The 21,758-nt window shown below is 54.5% G+C and carries 17 protein-coding genes and 2 CRISPR repeat arrays; all 17 genes read left to right on the forward strand.

Annotation, left to right across the window (positions count from 1 at the left end; all coding sequences use genetic code 11):
• The first annotated feature begins 47 nt into the window (after window positions 1-47).
• The 17 genes from ABD76_RS14980 (at window position 48) to cmr5 (ending at window position 21,485) form a co-directional block, all read left to right on the forward strand.
• On the forward strand, window positions 48-350 hold the full coding sequence (locus tag ABD76_RS14980) for an EthD family reductase (protein ID WP_087443198.1): 303 nt from the start codon (window positions 48-50) through the stop codon (window positions 348-350).
• Window positions 347-778, forward strand: coding sequence for a hotdog fold thioesterase (locus ABD76_RS14985; protein ID WP_197258071.1), 432 nt, complete (start codon window positions 347-349; stop codon window positions 776-778). The genes ABD76_RS14980 and ABD76_RS14985 overlap by 4 nt, the downstream gene beginning before the upstream one ends.
• A gap of 178 nt (window positions 779-956) precedes the next feature.
• Window positions 957-1,751 carry an enoyl-CoA hydratase-related protein gene (locus tag ABD76_RS14990; protein WP_197258114.1) on the forward strand — a complete coding sequence of 265 codons (795 nt, stop codon included), beginning with the start codon at window positions 957-959 and terminating at the stop codon, window positions 1,749-1,751.
• Between the two features lie 11 nt (window positions 1,752-1,762).
• On the forward strand, window positions 1,763-3,118 hold the full coding sequence (locus ABD76_RS14995; protein ID WP_197258072.1) for an AMP-binding protein: 1,356 nt from the start codon (window positions 1,763-1,765) through the stop codon (window positions 3,116-3,118).
• Window positions 3,115-3,894: an enoyl-CoA hydratase-related protein gene (locus ABD76_RS15000; protein ID WP_197258073.1), complete on the forward strand. Its 780-nt coding sequence runs from the start codon at window positions 3,115-3,117 to the stop codon at window positions 3,892-3,894. The genes ABD76_RS14995 and ABD76_RS15000 overlap by 4 nt, the downstream gene beginning before the upstream one ends.
• 14 nt (window positions 3,895-3,908) lie before the next feature.
• Window positions 3,909-4,700: an enoyl-CoA hydratase-related protein gene (locus ABD76_RS15005; RefSeq protein ID WP_197258074.1), complete on the forward strand. Its 792-nt coding sequence runs from the start codon at window positions 3,909-3,911 to the stop codon at window positions 4,698-4,700.
• 2 nt (window positions 4,701-4,702) lie between these two features.
• The gene (locus ABD76_RS15010; RefSeq protein WP_197258075.1) at window positions 4,703-5,581 is read left to right on the forward strand and encodes a 3-hydroxyacyl-CoA dehydrogenase NAD-binding domain-containing protein; all 879 of its coding nucleotides are present in this window, start codon (window positions 4,703-4,705) and stop codon (window positions 5,579-5,581) included.
• Window positions 5,571-6,341 carry a 3-hydroxyacyl-CoA dehydrogenase family protein gene (locus ABD76_RS15015; protein ID WP_197258076.1) on the forward strand — a complete coding sequence of 257 codons (771 nt, stop codon included), beginning with the start codon at window positions 5,571-5,573 and terminating at the stop codon, window positions 6,339-6,341. Before ABD76_RS15010 ends, ABD76_RS15015 begins: the two co-directional genes overlap by 11 nt.
• Window positions 6,319-7,518: a thiolase family protein gene (locus ABD76_RS15020; RefSeq protein WP_197258077.1), complete on the forward strand. Its 1,200-nt coding sequence runs from the start codon at window positions 6,319-6,321 to the stop codon at window positions 7,516-7,518. Before ABD76_RS15015 ends, ABD76_RS15020 begins: the two co-directional genes overlap by 23 nt.
• Before the next feature lie 59 nt (window positions 7,519-7,577).
• A complete protein-coding gene (locus ABD76_RS15025) occupies window positions 7,578-8,000 on the forward strand; it encodes a thioesterase family protein (RefSeq protein WP_197258078.1) in 423 nt (140 codons plus the stop codon).
• Window positions 8,001-8,129: 129 nt separating this feature from the next.
• Complete coding sequence (paaX, locus tag ABD76_RS15030; RefSeq protein WP_197258079.1) at window positions 8,130-8,984, forward strand: phenylacetic acid degradation operon negative regulatory protein PaaX; 855 nt, start codon at window positions 8,130-8,132, stop codon at window positions 8,982-8,984.
• Window positions 8,985-9,558: 574 nt separating this feature from the next.
• Window positions 9,559-11,783: direct repeats of the CRISPR family, unit length 32 nt.
• Window positions 11,784-12,142: 359 nt separating this feature from the next.
• Window positions 12,143-14,768: a CRISPR direct-repeat array (repeat unit 32 nt; unit sequence GTCGCATCCTACGCGGATGCGTGGATTGAAAT).
• 615 nt (window positions 14,769-15,383) lie between these two features.
• Window positions 15,384-16,316, forward strand: a complete 933-nt coding sequence (locus tag ABD76_RS15035; RefSeq protein WP_197258080.1) for a DUF6602 domain-containing protein — start codon at window positions 15,384-15,386, stop codon at window positions 16,314-16,316.
• Window positions 16,313-17,254 carry a type III-B CRISPR module RAMP protein Cmr1 gene (cmr1, locus tag ABD76_RS15040; protein ID WP_197258081.1) on the forward strand — a complete coding sequence of 314 codons (942 nt, stop codon included), beginning with the start codon at window positions 16,313-16,315 and terminating at the stop codon, window positions 17,252-17,254. The genes ABD76_RS15035 and cmr1 overlap by 4 nt, the downstream gene beginning before the upstream one ends.
• Window positions 17,251-19,014: a type III-B CRISPR-associated protein Cas10/Cmr2 gene (gene cas10 / locus ABD76_RS15045; RefSeq protein ID WP_197258082.1), complete on the forward strand. Its 1,764-nt coding sequence runs from the start codon at window positions 17,251-17,253 to the stop codon at window positions 19,012-19,014. Before cmr1 ends, cas10 begins: the two co-directional genes overlap by 4 nt.
• The gene (locus ABD76_RS15050) at window positions 18,990-20,144 is read left to right on the forward strand and encodes a type III-B CRISPR module-associated Cmr3 family protein (RefSeq protein WP_197258083.1); all 1,155 of its coding nucleotides are present in this window, start codon (window positions 18,990-18,992) and stop codon (window positions 20,142-20,144) included. Before cas10 ends, ABD76_RS15050 begins: the two co-directional genes overlap by 25 nt.
• Window positions 20,132-21,091, forward strand: coding sequence for a type III-B CRISPR module RAMP protein Cmr4 (gene cmr4 / locus ABD76_RS15055; RefSeq protein WP_338125127.1), 960 nt, complete (start codon window positions 20,132-20,134; stop codon window positions 21,089-21,091). The genes ABD76_RS15050 and cmr4 overlap by 13 nt, the downstream gene beginning before the upstream one ends.
• Window positions 21,081-21,485 carry a type III-B CRISPR module-associated protein Cmr5 gene (gene cmr5 / locus ABD76_RS15060; protein ID WP_197258084.1) on the forward strand — a complete coding sequence of 135 codons (405 nt, stop codon included), beginning with the start codon at window positions 21,081-21,083 and terminating at the stop codon, window positions 21,483-21,485. The genes cmr4 and cmr5 overlap by 11 nt, the downstream gene beginning before the upstream one ends.
• Window positions 21,486-21,758 lie beyond the last annotated feature (273 nt).

Raw genomic sequence — 21,758 nt, forward strand, 5'->3', positions numbered from 1 at the left:
TGATGGATTTGATGAATTGATTTCGATAGATAAGGGAGGACAAATTCATGGTCAAATTAATTGCTATTTATCGCAAGCCCGAGGATGTCGAAGCGTTTAACGAGCATTATTTCCAGACTCATGCCCCGCTGGCGGCGAAGATGCCCGGCCTCGTGAAGATGGAGGTGGGAACGATTTATGGAACGCCTATGGGCGAGAGCGATCTGCACCTGATTTGCGAGATGTATTTCGAATCGAAGGAGGCCTTGAAGGCAGCCTTGTCGTCCCCGGAAGGCAAGGCGTCGGGCAAGGATCTGATGGGATTCGCCGGCAAAGTGGTGTCGATGCATATGGCGGAGGTTCACGAGTGAGCCAGCCGACGCATCGCAACCGGTTCAACGATCTGCTCGGAATCGAGGTCGTTCAGCTTCAGCGCGACGGCTGCGTCATGCAATTGCATATCCGCCCCGATCTCCATAATAGTCTCGAAGGCGTCGTGCATGGCGGCGTGACGAATACGCTGGCCGACGTCGCCATGGGCCATGCGGCTGTGCCCCCGGTTGATGGGGTGCAGCAGTGCGTGACCGTGGAGAGCAAAATCAATTATTTGTCCCCGGCCATCGGCGAACTGCTCGTGGTGGAGGCCCGAGTGCTGAAGCGAGGGCGCAATCTGATCGTGACGGACGCGCGCATCACCTGCGACGGGAAGCTTGTCGCCGTCGCTTCGGGAACCTACGCGCGGGTCAACCCGGAACGGTGGGGACGGGGCGGGGAAATGCCGGCCCCGGATCAGACATAGGGCGAGGGGACAGAAGGAGTATACCGAGCCGATGGAGCAGCGGGAAGAAAGGGGGCTGAACGAATCGATGGAGATGCAGGAGCAAGCGCGGGAGCAGGAACGGGAGGCAGAGCAGTCCATGAAGCAGGCCATGGCTCACTCCACGGATCAGTCCAAGGATCAGTCCAAGGATCAGTCGATGGAGCAGTCCGTGGGGCAGTCCGTGAAGCTGGAGCGTCACGGTCAGGTCGCCATCATTACGCTGAACCGGCCTGGCGAACTGAATGCCTTCAATTATGAGGCCTTGGTGCGGCTGGGCGGGATCGTCGAGGAGATCCGGCAGGCCCGCCAGCGGATTCGGGCCGTCATCGTGACGGGCGCGGGCCGCGCCTTCAGCGCGGGGGCGGATCTGAAGGAGCGGCGCACGCTGAACGAGCAGCAGGTGCGCCGCAACGTGCGCGCAATCCGCGAAGTGTTCACCGCCGTCGAGGAGCTTCCGCAGCCGACGATTGCGGCGGTGAACGGATATGCGTTCGGCGGCGGCTTCGAATTGACGCTGGCCTGCGACTTCCGCTTTGCGGTCCGGGATGCCCGCATGGGACTTACCGAGGTGAGCCTGGGCATCATTCCCGGGGCGGGCGGAACGCAGCGGCTGCCGCGGCTCATCGGACCGGCGCGGGCGAAGGAGCTCATCCTGACCGCGCGGAAGATTACCGCCGAAGAGGCGCTTCAATACGGGCTGCTGAGCGGAATAGCCGAGGATGCGGAGCAGCTCCGCCGGATGGCGCTCGAATTGGCGAATGAGATTGCCGCCAATGCGCCGCTCGCGGTCTATCAGGCCAAATACGCGGTGAACCGGGGCGGCAGCGTTGATCTGCACTCCGGCCTGGAGGTTGAGGCGCAAGCCTACGAGATGATTATCCCGACGAAGGATCGGGCAGAGGCGTTGGCAGCCTTTGCGGACAAACGAAAGCCTGTCTTCCGTGGGGAGTAGGAGGGTAGCGCGTGATATTCAATGTCGAAATGGAAACGATGCCGCGCGAGCGGATGCGGGCGCTCCAGTTGGAGAGACTCCGGCAGACCGTCAAGCGCGCATATGACCGGGTGCCTTTTCATCGTGCCGCGCTGGATCGGGCCGGCCTGGCGCCGGAGGACATTCGCGTTCTGGAGGACCTCCGCCGTCTGCCGTTCATGCAGAAATCCGATCTGCGCGATCATTATCCGTTCGGATTGTTCGCGGCCGAGATGAGCGACATCGTGCGCATCCATGGCTCATCCGGCACGAGGGGCAAGCCGATTGTTGTCGGTTACACGAAGCGGGACATTGAAGCCTGGGCGGACATTGTCGCGCGCGCCATTTGCTGCGCGGGCGGCCGGCCCGGGGATATTTTTCACAACGCGTACGGTTATGGCTTGTTCACGGGCGGATTGGGCCTGCATTACGGCATCGAGCGTCTGGGCGCGGTCGCCGTGCCCGTGTCGGGAGGGAATACGCCCCGCCAGATTACGCTCATTCAGGATTTCAAGCCGCGCGGCCTGTCGGGCACGCCGTCCTATATTTTGAATCTGGTGGAGGAGATGCGCAAGCAGGGCATCGACACGCGGGCGACAAGCGTCGAGTACGGCATTTTCGGCGCGGAGCCGTGGTCGGAGGAAATGCGCCGCCATCTGGAGGATGCCTTAGGCATCAAGGCAATCGACATTTATGGCTTGAGCGAGGTGCTCGGGCCCGGGGTCGCGATCGAATGTCAGGAAGCGCAGGATGGCCTGCATATTGCGGAGGATCATTTTTTGGCGGAGGTGGTCGATCGCGATACGGGCGAACCGCTGCCGTACGGGCAGGAAGGCGAGCTGGTGTTCACCTCGCTGACCAAGGAAGCGTTCCCGGTCATCCGGTACCGGACGGGCGATATTGCATCGCTTCACCCCGGAACATGCAAGTGCGGCCGTACGACGATGCGGATGTCGCGGATTAAGGGAAGAGTGGACGACATGCTGATTATCCGCGGCGTCAACGTCTTCCCGACCGAGCTGGAGGCGGTGCTGCTCAACTTCTCCCAGCTCGCTCCCCATTATCAAGTCGTTATCGAGCGGGACAATGCCCTCGATCGCTTCGAGGTTCATTGCGAGCTTACGCCCGAATTCCGGAGCCGGGTAGGCGGAGTGCGGGAGAGCCGGGAAGTGGACGAATTGGTGAAGGAGATCGGCAAGGCGATCAAATGCTCGCTCGGCGTCTCGGTCCTGCTTCATGTGAACGAGCCGAATTCGATCGCGCGCAGCGAAGGCAAAGCCGTTCGCATCGTCGATAACCGCAAGCGGGCGGCAGCCGTTCAAAAAAGCGAAGGAGTGGAGGCGGGATGACGAAGCCTGGAAGCTATGTGACCGTGTCGTCGGACGGAGCGGTGGGCGTGCTTGCCCTGAACCGGCCCGACGTGCTGAATGCCTTGAATCGCGAGCTGATGCAGGAGCTCGTGGCGGAGCTGGAGCGAATGGACCGGGACGATGCCGTGAAGGCGATCGTCATTACGGGAAATGATCAGGCCTTCGCCGCCGGAGCGGATATTAAGGAAATGGCGGATGAATCCGCCGTATCGCTGCTGCTGAAGCGGCAGTTCGATGTCTGGGATCGCATCGGCGGCATTGCCAAGCCGATCATCGCCGCCGTGAGCGGGCATGTGCTCGGCGGAGGCTGCGAACTGATGATGAACTGCGATCTCGTGGTCGCCTCGGATACGGCGCGCTTCGGGCAGCCGGAGATTCGGCTTGGCGTCATGCCCGGCGCCGGCGGGACGCAGCGGCTGACGAGGGCCGTGGGGCTGCGCAAGGCGATGGAGCTGCTGCTGACCGGGGACACGATGCCGGCGGAAGAGGCCCTGCGGTGCGGCTTGATTAACAAGGTGGCGCCTGTCGAGCTCTATCTGGAGGAGGCGCTGAAGCTGGCGCGCCGCATTGCCGCCCAGCCGCCGCTGGCGGTTCGCCTCATCAAGCAGGCGGTCCGCAAGGCGCAGGATCTTCCGCTGGCCGAAGGGCTGGATTATGAGCGCCAGTGCTTCCATCTGCTGTTCGCGAGCGAGGATCAGAAGGAAGGCATGCGCGCTTTTCAAGAGAAACGAAGTCCCCAATTCAAGGGCAGATAGGAGGAGACATGGCCGTGTACGAGACGATTCTGTATGAAGTAACGGCGGGCGTGGCCCGGATTACGATGAACCGGCCGGATAAGTACAATGCCTTCACCGGGCGGATGATCGCCGAGCTGATCGATGCGTTCCGCCAAGCGGGCAAAGACGCGGCGGTGCGCTGCGTAGTCCTGACCGGGGCGGGTAAAGCGTTCAACGCAGGCCAGGATCTGGGCGACGTGCCGGGAGCAGACGGGCAAGCCGCGGCCGGGAATCATGGCGACATGCTGCGTTCGCGCTACAATCCGCTGATTCGGCAAATCCGCAACACGGAACTGCCGGTGATTGCGGCCGTGAACGGGGTGGCGGCAGGAGCGGGGATGAGCCTCGCTCTCGCTTGCGATCTGCGCGTGATGTCCGAGCGGGCTTATTTCGTCAGCGCGTTCGTCAATATCGGGCTCGTCCCCGACTCGGGGGGCTGCTACTTCCTGCCCCGTCTCGTGGGCCTGGCCAAGGCGATGGAGATTGCCACGATCCGGGATCGCGTCACGGCGGAAGAGGCGCATCGAATCGGTCTCGTCAATCGCATTTGCTCCGCCGAACGGCTGGACGAGGAAGCGGACGCGCTTGCGGCCAAGCTGGCACAGCTTCCGACGCGGGCTATCGGGCTGATGAAGCGGACGATGAACCGGGGGCTGGAGACGGATCTCGCGCAGACGCTGGAGCAAGAGGCGTATGCCCAGGAGATCGCCGGGCGCACGGAGGATCACCGGGAAGGCATGCAAGCTTTTCTGGAAAAGCGGCCGCCCGTGTTCAAGGGGGTGTAGCGGTGGAAGGCCATGTTCCCGGGGGCAGCCCCAGCCCGGTCGGCATTGTCGGCGCCGGCACGATGGGAGCGGGAATCGCTCTCGTCTGCGCCCGGCGGGGCCGCCGCGTCTATTTGCAGGACATTAAGCCGGTGGTGCTGGATGCCGCGCAAGCCTATATCGACTCCATCCTGGCGAAGGACGTCGCGAAGGGGAGGATCTCCGAGGAGGAGAAGCGGAAGACGTATGAACTCGTCGAGCCGGTGCAGGATATGGCAGCGTTAAGCTCATGCCCGATCATCATCGAGGCGGTTCCCGAAAAGCTGGAGCTGAAGCGTTCCGTGTTCGCCCGCTTAACGGAGCTGTGCGGCAGCGATGCGCTGCTGCTGAGCAATACGTCTTCCCTCTCCATTACGGAGCTTGCGGCAGGCTTGCCCCATCCGGAGCGCATCATAGGCTTTCACTTTTTCAACCCCGCGCCGGTTATGCCGCTCGTTGAAGTCATTCGCGGGCACAAGTCGGGGGACGCTTGCGTCGCCGCCGCGCGCCGGTTCGCGGAAGAGCTGGGCAAGGCGCCCGTGCTGGCGGAGGATTCGCCCGGCTTCATCGTGAATCGGGTCGCGCGTCCTTACTATAATGAAGCGCTGCGCATCATGGGCGATCGGGTGGCCTGTCCGGAGCAGATCGACCGCATTATGAAGCAGGCCGGCGGCTTCAAGATGGGGCCGTTCGAGCTGCAGGACCTGATCGGCCTCGACGTGAATCTGGCGACGACGGAATCGGTCTACACCCGCTTTTATCACGAGAGCCGCTTCAAGCCGAGCCGCATCCAGCAGCGCATGGTGCAGGCGGGGAGTTTGGGCAGAAAGACAGGGGAGGGATTTTATCCATATGACCAATAATGCGGTCCTGTTGGCTGGAGTCAGCCCCTTGCGCGACGGCCTGTACGCGCTGCTGGAACGAAGCGGTTACCGGGTCGTGTCCCTGGCGGAGGCGGAGGAGAGCGGGGGTTCCCTGCCGGTGCGGTATGGCGTGGAAGTAACCAATGATGATGCGGCGGAAAAGCAGGCCAACATCATGAGGATGGATCGGCTGCTCGGCCCGGCGGTGCCGATCGCGGCCACCTCGCTCGCTCTCGCGGCCACCGAGATTGCGTCATGGGCTGGACGGCCGGAGCGCATATGCGGCTTCGGCACGTTCGCTCCGCTGGAAGAGCGCGACCTGATCGAAGTGGCTCCTGCCCTGCAGACGTCGCAGGAAGCGCTCCGAGGTTTGGAGGAGCTGTTCCGCACCCTGGGGAAGCAGGTGGAGATCGTGCAGGATGAGGCGGGGCTCGTCTTTCCGCGCATTCTCGCCTTGATCGTCAATGAAGCCGCCTTCGCCCTGATGGAAGGGACGGCTTCCGCCGCGGATATCGATACGGCCATGAAGCTGGGAACCGGTTATCCGCACGGACCGCTCGAATGGGCCGACCGCATCGGGCTGGACGACGTGCTGGCGGTCCTGCGCGGGCTGCACCGCGATCTGGGCGAAGAGCGGTATCGCCCGGCGCCGCTGCTGCGCAAGCTGGTGCTGGCAGGGCGGCTCGGCCGGCGCAGCGGCCAAGGCTTCTATTCCTATGATATTGGGGGGGAACGAGATGGGAACACCCGTAATCATTGATGCGGTGCGGACGCCGATCGGACGCTACGGCGGAGCGCTCAAAGATGTGCGTGCCGACGATCTGGGCGCGCTCGTCATTCGCAGCCTGCTGGAGCGGAATCCGGTCGGCCCGGAGCGGATGGATGGCGTCATCCTCGGCTGCGCGAACCAGGCGGGGGAGGATTGCCGCAATGTGGCGCGAATGTCGCTGCTGCTGGCCGGGATGCCTGTAGAGGTGCCGGGCGTGACGGTGAACCGCCTGTGCGGCTCCGGCATGGAGGCTGTCCATCAGAGCGCCTATGCGATTATGGCGGGGGCGGGACACGCTTATATTGCCGGCGGAACCGAGAGCATGACGCGTGCTCCGTATGTAATGATGAAGCCGGAAGCCGCCTTCCAGCGGGGGCATCAACAGATCTATGACACCACTTTGGGCTGGAGGATGACGAATGACAAACTGGCCGTCCTCTATCCGCCGATCAGCCTGGGGGAGACGGCGGAGAATGTCGCGGAGCAGTACGGCATCAGCCGGGAGGCACAGGATGAGTTCGCGCTCTCCAGCCAGCGGAAATATGCCGAAGCCCAGGCGGCGGGAAAATTCGCGGCCGAGCTCGTGCCCGTGGAAGTGACCGGGCGCAAGGGCGAGATCGCGCGGTTCGAGCAGGATGAACACCCGCGCCCCGAGACGACGCTGGAGCAGCTCCGGAAGCTGAAGCCGGCCTTCAAGCAAGGGGGAACCGTGACGGCCGGGAACTCGTCGGGGCTGAACGACGGGGCGGCGGCGCTGCTCATAATGGAACAGGAGACGGCGCATTCGCTCGGACTTCGGCCGCGCGCCCGCGTGGTGGCTTCGGCGTCTGCCGGGGTCGATCCGTCCGTGATGGGTATCGGACCCGTGCCGGCCGCGCGCAAGGCGCTCCAGCAGGCGGGGCTGACGATCGGGGATATCGATCTGTTCGAGCTGAATGAAGCGTTCGCCGCACAGACGGTGGCCAGCCTGCGCGAGTTGAACATCGAGCCGGAACGGGTGAACGTGAACGGCGGCGCGATTGCGATCGGCCATCCGCTCGGGTGCAGCGGGGCCCGGATTTTAACGACGCTGCTCTATGAGATGGAGCGCCGGGAAGCCCGTTACGGCTTGGCCGCGATGTGCATCGGCGTCGGTCAAGGCATCGCCACCATCATCGAGCGGGTCTGAACCTGACCCGCAATGCGAATGGACACGTTTGATTTTTGGCCAGGCGAGGAGGAATCGAGATGAAGCCAGGATTGATTCCGGGCGCCGAAATTTCTTTTGTCGTGACCGTCACCCCGGATATGCGCCCGGCATTTGACGGTATCGTCATTCACGATGTGATGTCCACCGTCACGATGATCTACTATATGGAGAAGGCAGGCCGCGAGATGATTGTCCCTTTTCTGGAGGAAGAGGAAGAAGGCTCGGGGTTCGCCCTCAATATCAAGCATGTAGGGCCGGCCGTGGTCGGGCAGGAGGTGACGTTCCGCGCCGTCTGCACCGAGGCGGGACCGAAGCGCATCATCTGCGAGGTGACGGCGGAGACGACGTTCAATCTGGTCGGGACGGGATCGTTCACGCAGGCGATTTTCGACAAGAGAACGATGGCGGACCGGTTCGCGGCCCTGCGCCGCAAGGTGGAAGAAGAGCAGAAGGTAACCTGACGGCATAAGCGGCGGTTCCTCCACTCCGGCGGGCGTCCCCCATTTTGCTTGAGCTATGGAGGGGCAAGTGATACAATTTGACAAAGATGCAACATTTGGCAATCATACGAACGACTAGGAGTGGTGAACATGAGGCCGCAATCCATGCTGTTTACCATATACGGCGAGTATGTACGTCATTATGGCAGTGAAATCTGGGTCGGGAGCCTGACCGGCCTGATGGGAGAATTCGGATTGACTGAACAGGCCGTACGGGCCGCCATCTCGCGCATGCTGCGCCAAGGCTGGCTGGAATCGCGCAAAGTGGGGAACCGCAGCTATTATTCCATGTCCCCGCGCGGCAAACGGCGCTTGAACGAGGCGGCGGCCCGCATCTATAAGCAGGAGACGGATACGTGGGACGGCAAGTGGTGCATTGCCAGCTACAACATTCCCGAGAAGGAGCGGGGCATACGGGATCAGCTTCGCAAGGAGCTGGCATGGCTCGGCTTCGGCATGCTGACGACAAGCACCTGGATTAGCCCGAATGATCTGACCGACAAGGTGAGGGATATCGTGGAATCACGCGGCATTTCCGCCTATGTGGAAATTTTCAGGGCGGACCATGTCGCTTGGAGCGAGCCTGGTCAACTGGTGCAGAAGTGCTGGGACATCGATGAGATCAATGCCGCTTACGCCGAGTTCATTGAGGCGTACCGTCCGAGCTATGAGAGATTGCGGGCGATGATGGAGCAGGGGGAAGCCGTGCCCGATGGCTATTGCTTCGTGGAGAAGACCAAACTGGTCCATCAGTACCGGAAGTTCCTGTTCATCGATCCGGACTTCCCCGAAGAGCTGCTGCCGAAGGTATGGCTGGGCAAGGAAGCGGATCAATTGTTCCAGAACTACTACGATTTGCTGCATCCGGGCGCCAGCCGCTTTTTTGAGCAAGTCTATGAACCTTCGCCCGATGCGCTACCGGTCCGCGACAGGGAGCATGCATGAATGAGGTCCGTAAGGGGATATGACCGAAATTACGGCCAGGCGGCCCTCCCGGATTTACTTTTTATCCGGCCCTTTGCAACATTTTTGCTTCCATGCTTTAACGTAGGGTCGCATTAGTGCCGGATAATTTTATGAAGGCTTTTGCTAACCATAGCAGGCATACGCCAGGATATCCGACCGAATGCACTCTTTCTCTTTATTGATATGAGATACTGCATGTTCTAACTGTCTGAAAAGTTACCCATCACGACGAGCGGCTGATCTGCTGCCTGATCGATTCTATCGGGAATTGCGTATAGCCAGGCTGCACAAAAGTATCTTCTTAGCACACTTGTCCGTGATATACTAAGAAGTATGGTGGCGAAGATGCCAAAGTTGGCCGAGACATTCGCACGGCCACTTCGGTGCGAATGTGAAGTGCACATGAAATCCCCGGGAGATTCGCACCAGATTTATTCAAATATTATCCAGTGAAGTTATTTTATTCTTGTTTATTGAAGCTAAACTGATTTATTTTCTTGAAGTTTTGAACCATGAAACGATAGTTTTGGTATAATTTGAGTCATTTTTCGCTGTCGCATCCTATGTGGATGCGTGGATTGAAATATTGCGGTGTAGTGCGACCCCCAAGGCCGGTCGGGTCGCATCCTATGTGGATGCGTGGATTGAAATATCGACTGGAATCCGCAAGTCTTCGTAAACAACATGTCGCATCCTATGTGGATGCGTGGATTGAAATATCGAATACCCCGCTTACTCTCGCCTACAAACGATGTCGCATCCTATGTGGATGCGTGGATTGAAATGCGATATTCAACGCTCAGCTCCGCTAGTTCATCGGTCGCATCCTATGTGGATGCGTGGATTGAAATGTACCCTCCGCGCTTGAAGTTCGATCCCCATCGGTCGCATCCTATGTGGATGCGTGGATTGAAATCGCCGCAACAGTCGTTCGCAGTTTGCGCACAAGTCGCATCCTATGTGGATGCGTGGATTGAAATGGAAAAGCTCACGAGTAATGGAGATCGCATCCTCGTCGCATCCTATGTGGATGCGTGGATTGAAATTTTAGAGGGGGCCGTAGGCCCCACATGTGTTACTTGTCGCATCCTATGTGGATGCGTGGATTGAAATCAAAAAGGCGGCATAGAACCTTGCCTTCTCGGCATAGGTCGCATCCTATGTGGATGCGTGGATTGAAATGTCTCGCACTCGACAAGCCTGCGCATGATATCGAGGTCGCATCCTATGTGGATGCGTGGATTGAAATTGTGTAGATGAATTGCGCCGTGTCTCGGTCGAACGTCGCATCCTATGTGGATGCGTGGATTGAAATTGTTCAATCCATTTCGCAAGTCCTACGATTATTGTCGCATCCTATGTGGATGCGTGGATTGAAATCAGGTCTGCGATGATGTCTTGATAATCGCGAAGCGTCGCATCCTATGTGGATGCGTGGATTGAAATCGGATCCAGTCCAACGAAGAGACGAACGCGCAAATGTCGCATCCTATGTGGATGCGTGGATTGAAATAAACTCTAAACGGGAGGTGATGGGCCATGTCGAAGTCGCATCCTATGTGGATGCGTGGATTGAAATGCGCAAGGTTGGACGAATTGATTGAGCGTGAGGAAGGTCGCATCCTATGTGGATGCGTGGATTGAAATCACACGCCGATGAGCAAACGAAATTGATATTCCGTCGCATCCTATGTGGATGCGTGGATTGAAATTCGTTGGTACGATGGTATCCGCGACCGGTCTACTGTCGCATCCTATGTGGATGCGTGGATTGAAATTTCTTCCCGGAAAGCTACGGATATTACCGATTCGGTCGCATCCTATGTGGATGCGTGGATTGAAATTTGATGCGTTGTGTCTGTTTCTCGCACCATTCGCGTCGCATCCTATGTGGATGCGTGGATTGAAATGCGAAGTGCTTGGCGTTGATATTTCGGATATAATCGTCGCATCCTATGTGGATGCGTGGATTGAAATGCCTTTTGCTGCTCAATTTTCGCGTTGACGTTATCGGTCGCATCCTATGTGGATGCGTGGATTGAAATCGTGCGCGCGGCCAGGTCTTTAATATCGTCGCGTGTCGCATCCTATGTGGATGCGTGGATTGAAATGTCAGCAGTGTGATACGCTCCATGAGGCCGGCTGGTCGCATCCTATGTGGATGCGTGGATTGAAATACAACCGGATGAAAAAATTACTGACCATCATCTCGTCGCATCCTATGTGGATGCGTGGATTGAAATCGGGAGTGTCGATCGGCTGTCGCTCAACTGGAACCCGTCGCATCCTATGTGGATGCGTGGATTGAAATTGGAGCTGCTAAGGGGAATGCAAAGCAGCACGAAGTGTCGCATCCTATGTGGATGCGTGGATTGAAATCAACTCCATGGCAGCCGACATATCCGACGAATACAGCGTCGCATCCTATGTGGATGCGTGGATTGAAATAAATCTTTTGTTGAGTCTAAGCAACCGACAATTAATGTCGCATCCTATGTGGATGCGTGGATTGAAATAGTTTGCGCGAGGGGAGGTGAAGAGGCATGTCGGTCGCATCCTATGTGGATGCGTGGATTGAAATATCGGGAGGTGACGAGATGGACGATAAAGAGCGTCGCATCCTATGTGGATGCGTGGATTGAAATCTTGTGTGGATACCACCGATGAACATTCCCGCTGTCGCATCCTATGTGGATGCGTGGATTGAAATGATCATCCCGCACGCCGCTTTATACACCAGTTTAGGTCGCATCCTATGTGGATGCGTGGATTGAAATTTGCTCAATCCGCGCAACCACACCATGCTCGTCCCGTGATCCCTTGCTCTCTTCTTGAGTCAGTCAGGCCGATTAGTTGGAATACTCTGTTTGCCTGTGATATATTGGGCAAAGGAATGGTAAGGCAGCCAACTAGAGTGAAGAGGGGATGCCCAAACACGAAATAAGAACGACAGTGCATTAACGACAGGTGCGAATGTGAAGTGCACATGAAATCCCCGGGAGATTCGCACCAGATTTATTAAAATATTATCCAATAAAGTTAATTTATTCTGGTTTATTGAAGCTAAACTGATTTGTTTTCTCGAAGTTTTCAACCATCAAACGGCTTTTTTGGTGTGTTTTGTGTTATTTTTCGCTGTCGCATCCTACGCGGATGCGTGGATTGAAATGTAATCGAGATAATAAAACGGATCAATCACGACAAGTCGCATCCTACGCGGATGCGTGGATTGAAATCACAAGATGTAGTCGATCTGCACAAGTCGGTCGTGTCGCATCCTACGCGGATGCGTGGATTGAAATCAATCCGGGCTTTTGTTTTTTGAAGGCAGGATGGAGTCGCATCCTACGCGGATGCGTGGATTGAAATGCGCGTCGTTCGAGCGCGTGCCTCGCCAGATGATGGTCGCATCCTACGCGGATGCGTGGATTGAAATGCTTGTTTTTACCGCAAGATTTACGGCGATTTAGCCGTCGCATCCTACGCGGATGCGTGGATTGAAATCACAACGCCGTTTCCGCTCGCCCCCGGATCTTTAGTCGCATCCTACGCGGATGCGTGGATTGAAATCTTCTATGATTACCTCCCCAAGCGCGAAAGCGTAGTCGCATCCTACGCGGATGCGTGGATTGAAATGTCCCTTCTAACTGAATTACCTTACACTAATATTGTCGCATCCTACGCGGATGCGTGGATTGAAATAGTATCTGGACAATGAAACCTTCTGCAAGAAGGTCGCATCCTACGCGGATGCGTGGATTGAAATCGTCGCTCGCTCAATCGGATAACCTTCAACTCCCGTCGCATCCTACGCGGATGCGTGGATTGAAATCGGCTGGGCTGGCCGCACGGATGAGCGACGATGCGCGTCGCATCCTACGCGGATGCGTGGATTGAAATATTTGAGGGGGAACATGTAAATGGTGGACAAATGTCGCATCCTACGCGGATGCGTGGATTGAAATCACGCTCATGATACCGTCGAGAGCGTGTTGCTGGGCGTCGCATCCTACGCGGATGCGTGGATTGAAATGCCATCTATATCCGGTGATGACTGGGTACACGTTGTCGCATCCTACGCGGATGCGTGGATTGAAATCATTTGGTCGAGAAGCGTTTCATTCCAACCCCCGTCGCATCCTACGCGGATGCGTGGATTGAAATCATCGATTGTTTCCTCCATCCTATTTCAAGTAGTGTCGCATCCTACGCGGATGCGTGGATTGAAATCGTACATCTATTACATCCTCCCCGCGTACGCCCGCGTCGCATCCTACGCGGATGCGTGGATTGAAATAGCTGAGCCCGGCCACCGCCGAGAAGTACCGGGCGGGTCGCATCCTACGCGGATGCGTGGATTGAAATGTGGTAAGCGTCACGGTTCCTACCGTCCGGATCTCGTCGCATCCTACGCGGATGCGTGGATTGAAATAGCGTCGAGACGATCAACGCACAGCACGAATTTTAGTCGCATCCTACGCGGATGCGTGGATTGAAATCGTGAGCCAGCTCCGGGAATACAATCGAGGCGTCCAGTCGCATCCTACGCGGATGCGTGGATTGAAATGTCAGAACGGATACGTCGATTCACAAGCACTTTTCGTCGCATCCTACGCGGATGCGTGGATTGAAATCTGCAAGGAGGAATCCGATCATGCAAGCAACCATCGTCGCATCCTACGCGGATGCGTGGATTGAAATATCAATGAGCATCTGCGCCCGGTGATAGATGAGTGTCGCATCCTACGCGGATGCGTGGATTGAAATTAATCATCTCGTCAATAAACTGACGCCGAAGGGTCGCATCCTACGCGGATGCGTGGATTGAAATCCCCAGCGCCGTAATGCCCCAACCAACAGGGCCAGTCGCATCCTACGCGGATGCGTGGATTGAAATTTCAGCTCGGCAAAAAGATGGAGACCGCGCTTGGTAGTCGCATCCTACGCGGATGCGTGGATTGAAATGGCTCCTTTTTCTCGTAGGTCGACTCGTCGAATAGGGTCGCATCCTACGCGGATGCGTGGATTGAAATCCGTTTGCAACCTTGATCCCAACGCCCTCCTTTGCGTCGCATCCTACGCGGATGCGTGGATTGAAATGGGAACCTGAAGGGCAAGGTCTGGAAAGGCAGCGTCGCATCCTACGCGGATGCGTGGATTGAAATTTTCTGGACGGAATTTGCTCAATATCATATTTTAGTCGCATCCTACGCGGATGCGTGGATTGAAATTTCTGGGCTCCGGCACGGGAAAATTAGCCAATGCCGTCGCATCCTACGCGGATGCGTGGATTGAAATCGGCCCCAAATGGTATGGAAATAGAACCCTGCCCAGTCGCATCCTACGCGGATGCGTGGATTGAAATTTGATCCCTCGGTATCGATAAATACCGGATTAGGGTCGCATCCTACGCGGATGCGTGGATTGAAATACCTGCTATGACAAACTGGTATGGGGCGATGTGCGTCGCATCCTACGCGGATGCGTGGATTGAAATTCGTCCGCTGCCGGTCCCTCCGAATGTGGATGGATGTCGCATCCTACGCGGATGCGTGGATTGAAATTCTTTACGCCCAGCAAGGTACCGTTCCCGCTGCAGTCGCATCCTACGCGGATGCGTGGATTGAAATCGCCTCAAGCCTATTTTCGATGTAGTATTCTCGCCGTCGCATCCTACGCGGATGCGTGGATTGAAATATCGTCGCGCTGAAGCTTGTCCAGTTCACGTTGCGTCGCATCCTACGCGGATGCGTGGATTATTCTTTAAACGCTGTTGAAGCACCGTGAAGGGGAAAAATGTCACATTCTAAGTAAATCCCTGCTAAACTGACTTGACGATGTTTATTTCTAATCGCTTGGTACAAAATCGTTGTTTTGAAATGATATGGGTTTAAGGGATGAAGGGATGAAGCGGGAATCATGGGGATCTATGGCGAGAGCCGTAGAGCAAGAATCTTTCCAGTTCTCCTGCTTTTGTGATCGCTTTATTTCCTTGGTTCCTTATCCGTGCCTATAAGGAATATTTCTTATATCGCGTTGAATACCCTGTGCCCCAACCCATCCCCAGCGGGATGGGTTCGTTCGCTGCGGAACGACGACTTATCCGCAGCTATTTCCCAACCTTGAATTAGTTGATTTTTCGCATTTCTTGGATGCTTCCCTCCTCTCCCTCCATTGTGTGCGGAACTTGTCGAATCTCAACGTTTCACGTTATCGGTTCCTTCTCTCCCGACTATTTTTTAAGCCTTATGTTCCTTCACTCTTTCATATGTCACAATTTAGCGAAATTTTTACAATTATAACTCTCACTCTCTCCACAATATGGTATTATAATATTGTTTGATAAGTTAATTTCAGGTGTGAATGGGAGGAAGAAGGATGCCAACCGAAGTAGAACGCCGTAAACCCGAAACGGAGATCAAAACGATAAACGACATTATTCACAACTATGTCGAAACCGAGCGTTCCATGGTGAGTCAATTATTTTTCAAGCATCAGCATGGAAGTTCAATTGGGGGATTTCGTGAGGAAATATGGAAGGAGTTTTTCCAGCAGGTCGTTCCCCGCAAATTTGTTGTTGAACAATCTGTGTTTATTATTGACTCGTTTGGACAAGTGTCGAATGAGGTCGATCTTGCCATCTTTGATGAAACGTATACGCCCTATATTTTTCGCAAGGGGAAATTAAAATTTGTTCCGATTGAAGCGGTTGCGGTAGCAGTTGAGTGCAAAAGTTTATCGGCTAACTATGACAATTTGAAAAAATGGAAAGAGAGCATGACAGATCTGAAGACGTCCCGCAATGCCATTGCGAGAATGCATAGTTATATCGCCACCGAAAATCTTGAACATAAATCAACCCAAACAGGTACAAGACCGTTGCTTGTTTATTGTTATATGGGCGAAGAGCAGCCTAAAAATGCCGGGCTGTTCGATTTTGCCTTGCGGGCTGATAAGGAGCATTGCCGCATCTCGATCCATCGTAATGATGAGCTATGCACGCTAAAGGAATGGTTTAATTCATTGAACCATAGTGATCCCGAAGTGAAAGATAGCTTGGTTAATGAAGGAACAGGGTTCGAGAACGAGTCGAGTGAACAAAAACGGAGAACAAACTATTCCCTGGATGAATATCGGGTTTTTGCTGGCAATCAACAGGAAGTCTCGTTGTTGTCGTTCAACTTCCAGCTTAACCAGCTTCTGATGCTGATCAATAATCCTATGCTGTTTCCGCACAAAGCGTATGTGGATTTGTTTAACAAGAACACATGGATGGCTACCAAGGCAGGCGTTGGGGAGGCTGCTCCATGAAGACATGCACTTTGAATTGTACGATTATCAGTCCCATGTTCAGCTATGGGAACCAGCGTGCCGAATTGCGGCCTACCGAATTGAAGGGCCTTATGCGTTACATGTTCAGAGCGGCGATTCTTGAGCCGGATACAGAGGAATTGTATGAGTTGGAATCGAAATATTTTGGCAACGCTGAAAAAGTTGCTTCTCCCGTTCGGCTGCAGTTCAAACCACCAACGCTGCCGGTGATTAGCCAAGATTTTTTGTTACATAGAAAAAATAAGCAGGACGGTTTCCTGCGCGATACCACCTTTCAGCTTGTAATTCGAACAGGGCAAAAAACGAATATCAAGGAATATGAGGAATGGATAGCCCTGTCTCTTGTATTGGGAGGAATGGGCAAGCGAACCCGCCGAGGGAGAGGTTGTGTCGCGCTCGATGAACATCATCAACATAGTGTCCCCAAGGACCAGTTGCTGACTTGGATTGCCAAGAAACTGAACAATTGGAACCACAAAGCAGGCATCACCAACAGTGCGGCTTGCGGCTATTTTCCCTATCGAGTCATGGACGATCATACAATAGAAACGGCTGAAACGGTCGATCTGAACGGGTTCTGCCGCCCTGTCATCGAAAAAATTATCCTTGGCAAGGAAATCAAGGACATAGATAAATTTCTGGGAGTTGTGGACGGAGCAACTCATACTCATCGCATAAATGAGCTTAAACTTAAGCCGCACAAGAAGAGATTCGCTACAGGATTTGCCGCCGGGACGTCACGATTCGCTTCCTCTGTCATTGTCAGTGTAACGCGAACCGCCGATCAGATACTGCTGCCGGTGTATACGTATGTCAGGGCCATCTATCAGAAAGACGATCAGAAAAACGATGTTTTTGATACCGATTATAAAGAGCGCGATACATTCATCTCAATTATCGAGGGGGGAGAATATTGAGCGACGCATTGTTTTTGTTCACGATCGGTCCGGTAAAATCATTGATCGAGCAATCCAGAAAAACAAGGGATCTGTATGCGGGAAGCTTCCTGCTATCTTATCTGCTATCCGGGGCGATAGAGGAGCTGGACAAGCAGAGCGAAGATGTGGACATCATTTTTCCCTCCCGTCACAAGGATACGAATATACCGAATCGACTTGTTGCTATTGTGAAGGGCTACGGTCCAGAGGAGCAAAAGAAGCTCGGACGAATGCTTGCCCGGAACGTCCAGGATCGTTTCATGGACATTTGCAGAGATGTTTTTCGCAGGGCGGGCGTGACGCCGAATCGCTGGGCGCTAGAGCAATTAGAACGGTTTCTGGAAGTTTATTGGGTGTTTGAACCGCTTGAACGGTATGAATCATCTTATAAGCAGTTGATCCAGAGCATGAATAGCATCAAAAGATTGCGCGTCTTTACGCAAAGCAACGAGCTTTACGGCCGCAAATGCGCGATTTATCCGGAATACAATGCCATTTTTATTAAGAGAACAAGAGAAGGCAAGCTTCCTGATTTTGTAGTGCCGGATCATGCAGTGGACGTGTCCAGCGTTCCGGCTTGCATGTATGCGCTAAAACCGGGGGAAGGCCTGTCGGCCATTGCGTTCGTCAAGCGAATGCTGCATCTGTTGACTGAGCCTGAAGCCGGGGAGAAGGCGGCATTAAGCGGATATCGGTTGAACATCTCATCGGTCGCTTATATGCTTCTGCACAGCCGACTGGGTTCGTCTTACGCGGACAAGCTGGCACGGTTGAAGGATGAAGCATCGGAAGCGCTTTTTGATCTGCAAAATGGGCAGACGCTTTCCACCGAAGAATACAGTCCGGACAGTATCGACATCGCACTAAAGTTATACCGCGAAATACATAACCAGTACCGCATCAGTCCCTACTATGCTCTCGTTAAATTTGACGGCGACGGCATGGGCAGATTGTACCAGGATTATGCGGATAGAGCTGCGCATCGGCAGTTGAGTCAGGATATCAGTCATTTTGCTTCCAATGTCAGGGCAATCATTGCCGAGCATCGCGGCATATGCATCTATGCAGGCGGCGAAGATTTTTTAGGCTTCCTTCCTTTGGATACGCTATTCTCCGCGCTATTGAAATTGCGCGAGGAGTTTTCTCTTCAGGTAAGGGCTCCTTTGGGCCACCCGAAGCCTTTAACGTTTTCGGCGGGCATTGCCATTGCCCATCTTATGCAGCCGCTTCAGGAGGTTCTTGCCCGAACGGGAGAACTGGAATCGCTGGCTAAGGGGATTGATGAGGATAAGGATTCGTGTGCGTCGTCCAACGATGCCTGTACGGCGGCCAAAAATGCGTTTGCGATTGAACTGATGAAGCGCAGTGGAGAAAATGTAACGATCAAAAATAAGTTTGGCGAGAAAGGGGAAAACCTGCAAGTTTTGCAACATGCGCTGGCCGCGATAACGAACAAGCAGGATTCCAAAGCGTTCATCCATAACTTATCCAGAATGCTCGCCCGGTTGCAAGACAAGGACGAGCACCCTCTGGATGCTGTCGTTCGGGTGCTGATTCGGCAAGCGTATCAGCGTGCCAATCCGGGCATGGGACGGGATGAGCGCGATCAGCATACGGAACGATTTTATGCGCTGTATCAGGCGTTCGGCGCCAACATTTCCCGCTTTATCCCGGTGTTGCAAATGACGGCATTTTTATCACGGGAGGTGGATCCATGTTATATGCCATCGATGCGGTAGATACGCTGTTTTTTCGAAATGGCGCACCTTTTGACGCAGGGCTGAATCATGCAGCATCAAGCGCATTTCCTCCTTTGCCATCCGTCTATGCGGGAGCTTTGCGCATAGGGGGACTGTCCCTGGACCGAAGCGATCAGAATGCCGCAAGGCGAATCAAGATTGGCTTCAGCGGATTAATGGCGGGGAATCAATTCCTGTTCCCAAGGCCATTGGATAGTGTCGTATGGAAGCAAGAGGGCTCGAAATTGTTGCTAAAGCTGTTGCGACTGACTCCAGCGCCGATAGGCAGCGCTCCTCTGGAATGGGGTTTATCGGCAGAACCTTCCGGTTCGAAGGAAGTCGCTCCTCGGGGCGGGGGATATATAAGCGAAAATGAGCTGCAAGCTTATCTGGAAGGGAATGAGTGGAATTGCTCCGTTCAAGCCCTTGCCGATTATATTCATGATGAACGCCATATCGGAATTCAGATCGATCCTGCGTCAGGCGCCGCTCGTGATCGGAGATGGTATTCCATTCACAAGGTGCGGCCCGCAGACCAACAGAATCGCAAGTGCAGTCTCGTCGTGGAGGCCGAAGGACTGTCGATAAGTCAACCGACGGTTATTAAAATAGGCGGCGAATCGAAAACGGCCAGCCTCTATCCGATAGAACAGCGTTTTTCTCTTCCCCCGGTCGCGGATACGGGACGGTTGTTCAAGCTCTACCTGGCTACGCCGGCTATTTTTAAGCAGGGATGGCTTCCGTGGTGGATTGATCCGGCCACGATGGAAGGGTGGTTTGCCTATAAAAAACGCCGGATCCGGGTGCGGCTGCTCAGTGCTGCGGTTGGCAGGTATGTGCCTGTTGGCGGCTTCGGAACTTTCGAGCATAACGGCAAGTTCAAGTCGAAGCCTCGGGAAATGCGCTATGCGGTTCCGGCCGGGAGCGTTTATTTCTTTCAAATTGTAGATGGAACCTTCGAGGATGCGAACAAACTTTTTCATCAAAAATGTATTAGCGATTATCGGGAAAACTTGGGGTTTGTCTACGATAACTGGGATCGGCTGCGCTATTGCGACAGAGGCTTCGGATACAGTCTGATTGGAAGAATTGGAGAAGAACAAGGAGGCATGATACCGTGTACAAAATAAAGAAAGCCATGTTTCTGAACGTGTTGACTTCCATGCATGTCGGCGGAGGCAGCGAGTTAAGTGTCGTGGATTTGCCCATTCAACGAGAAGGGCACACTGGTTTTCCCAAGATCGAAGCATCCAGTCTAAAAGGAAGCCTGAGAAGTGTTGCCCGGCATAGCGTCGAGAACAGTACGATGGATCAAATATTTGGTTCAGACGATACGGAAAAAAGAGAGGAAAACAGGGTCGCGTCGGCTGTCGCCTTCTCGGACGCCCGCTTGTTGTTTTTCCCGGTTCGTTCAGCCAAAGGGGTGTTCGCCTTTGTCACCTGCCCGATGGTGCTTCGCCGTTTTTTCGATGATATGGAATTGGCGGGGCTCGGCGAATTGGCGCAGCGTTTTGCGTTAACGCCTTGTCCCCTCGTGGCAAAGGGAAGCGCCTTGATGCTGGAAGACAAGAACAAAAAGACCGTGATGTTGGAGGAATATGTTTACGATGTTACGGAGGAGGACGGGGATGAGGCGCCTTTTGGAGCTTTCTTGGATCGGTTGTTGAAGGTCATGCCATGTAATGAGTTGCTCCGGGATCGGCTAAAGACCAATGCGATTGTGGTGCCGGATGATGACTTTTCCGATTTTGTCCGCATGTCAACCGAGGTCATCACTCGGATTAAGATTGATAATACATCAGGTACGGTACGAGGTGGGGCTCTTTTTAATGAAGAGTACTTGCCGTCCGAAAGCGTCCTGTACAGCCTGCTCTTCATCGCGGACGCGTATCAACCCCAACACGGGCGCCTGCAAGCCGAAGAGGCGGTTGTACCGCCACGCAAAAAGGCTGAGGAAATTGACGCAGAATTGGAAAAATGCATTCCGCCGACATTCCAGATCGGAGCCAATCAGACTTTAGGGAAGGGCTTTGTCGCATGCCGGCTTGTAACCGGAGGTGGGGCAGGTGTCCAATAAATTGGAAAACGGCAGAGCGCTGTTTGCCTATGAGAAAGTAAGCCTGGCTGCGAAAAAGAAGTATGCCAAGGAGTATCGGGCACTCATTCGGGCGTTGCCGACCTTGATACATACGAACGGATTCGGAGCTGCAGTCGGATTTTTATTTTCCAAAAGCAACAAAAAAGACGGGAAGGATGCAGACAATCATCACCGAGCAGTGTATGCAGCGCTCTCTCAGTGGTTGTGGAGACAAGGGATGATCGCGGATCGAAACCCGGACTTAATGAAGGCCATTACCGAACAATCGAGAGACGGCTATAAACGGATGACGCGAGAAACGATGAGTCTGGTGATGTGGATGAAACGCTTTGCAGAAGGGATGATTGAAGGTGACGAGGGATCAGTCGAATAACCGGAATCATAAAAGTCATAAAGATGAAAAGCGTAAAGATGAAAACCATAATGTTGGCAAAGGGTTTCTTCCAAAGGATACAGAGGAATATATTAAAAATGCAAAAATCGATAACCTGTTCTTGAGTCTCTATCGGTTGCCTCGCAAAAAAATAACGAATAAGGGAGAGATCGCCATTGAACCGTATGGATATTATGCTTTGCGGAACGGATTTCAATCGCGTGGCGATCAGACCATTGAGTCTATCCTGAAGTCTCTTCGTAGCCGGATGAA

This window comes from Paenibacillus dendritiformis (assembly GCF_015845845.1).
In the GTDB taxonomy this organism is placed as follows: domain Bacteria; phylum Bacillota; class Bacilli; order Paenibacillales; family Paenibacillaceae; genus Paenibacillus_B; species Paenibacillus_B dendritiformis_C.

What these genes read in the sequence shown, in the direction of transcription:
- ABD76_RS15050 (WP_197258083.1), top strand. Translation starts at nt 18,990, where the DNA reads ATGTTATATGCCATCGATGCGGTAGATACGCTGTTTTTTCGAAATGGC.
- ABD76_RS15015 (WP_197258076.1), top strand. Translation starts at nt 5,571, where the DNA reads ATGACCAATAATGCGGTCCTGTTGGCTGGAGTCAGCCCCTTGCGCGAC.
- ABD76_RS14990 (WP_197258114.1), top strand. Translation starts at nt 957, where the DNA reads ATGGAGCAGTCCGTGGGGCAGTCCGTGAAGCTGGAGCGTCACGGTCAG.
- ABD76_RS15020 (WP_197258077.1), top strand. Translation starts at nt 6,319, where the DNA reads ATGGGAACACCCGTAATCATTGATGCGGTGCGGACGCCGATCGGACGC.
- ABD76_RS15035 (WP_197258080.1), top strand. Translation starts at nt 15,384, where the DNA reads ATGCCAACCGAAGTAGAACGCCGTAAACCCGAAACGGAGATCAAAACG.
- ABD76_RS15025 (WP_197258078.1), top strand. Translation starts at nt 7,578, where the DNA reads ATGAAGCCAGGATTGATTCCGGGCGCCGAAATTTCTTTTGTCGTGACC.
- cmr1 (WP_197258081.1), top strand. Translation starts at nt 16,313, where the DNA reads ATGAAGACATGCACTTTGAATTGTACGATTATCAGTCCCATGTTCAGC.
- ABD76_RS14980 (WP_087443198.1), top strand. Translation starts at nt 48, where the DNA reads ATGGTCAAATTAATTGCTATTTATCGCAAGCCCGAGGATGTCGAAGCG.
- paaX (WP_197258079.1), top strand. Translation starts at nt 8,130, where the DNA reads ATGAGGCCGCAATCCATGCTGTTTACCATATACGGCGAGTATGTACGT.
- ABD76_RS15000 (WP_197258073.1), top strand. Translation starts at nt 3,115, where the DNA reads ATGACGAAGCCTGGAAGCTATGTGACCGTGTCGTCGGACGGAGCGGTG.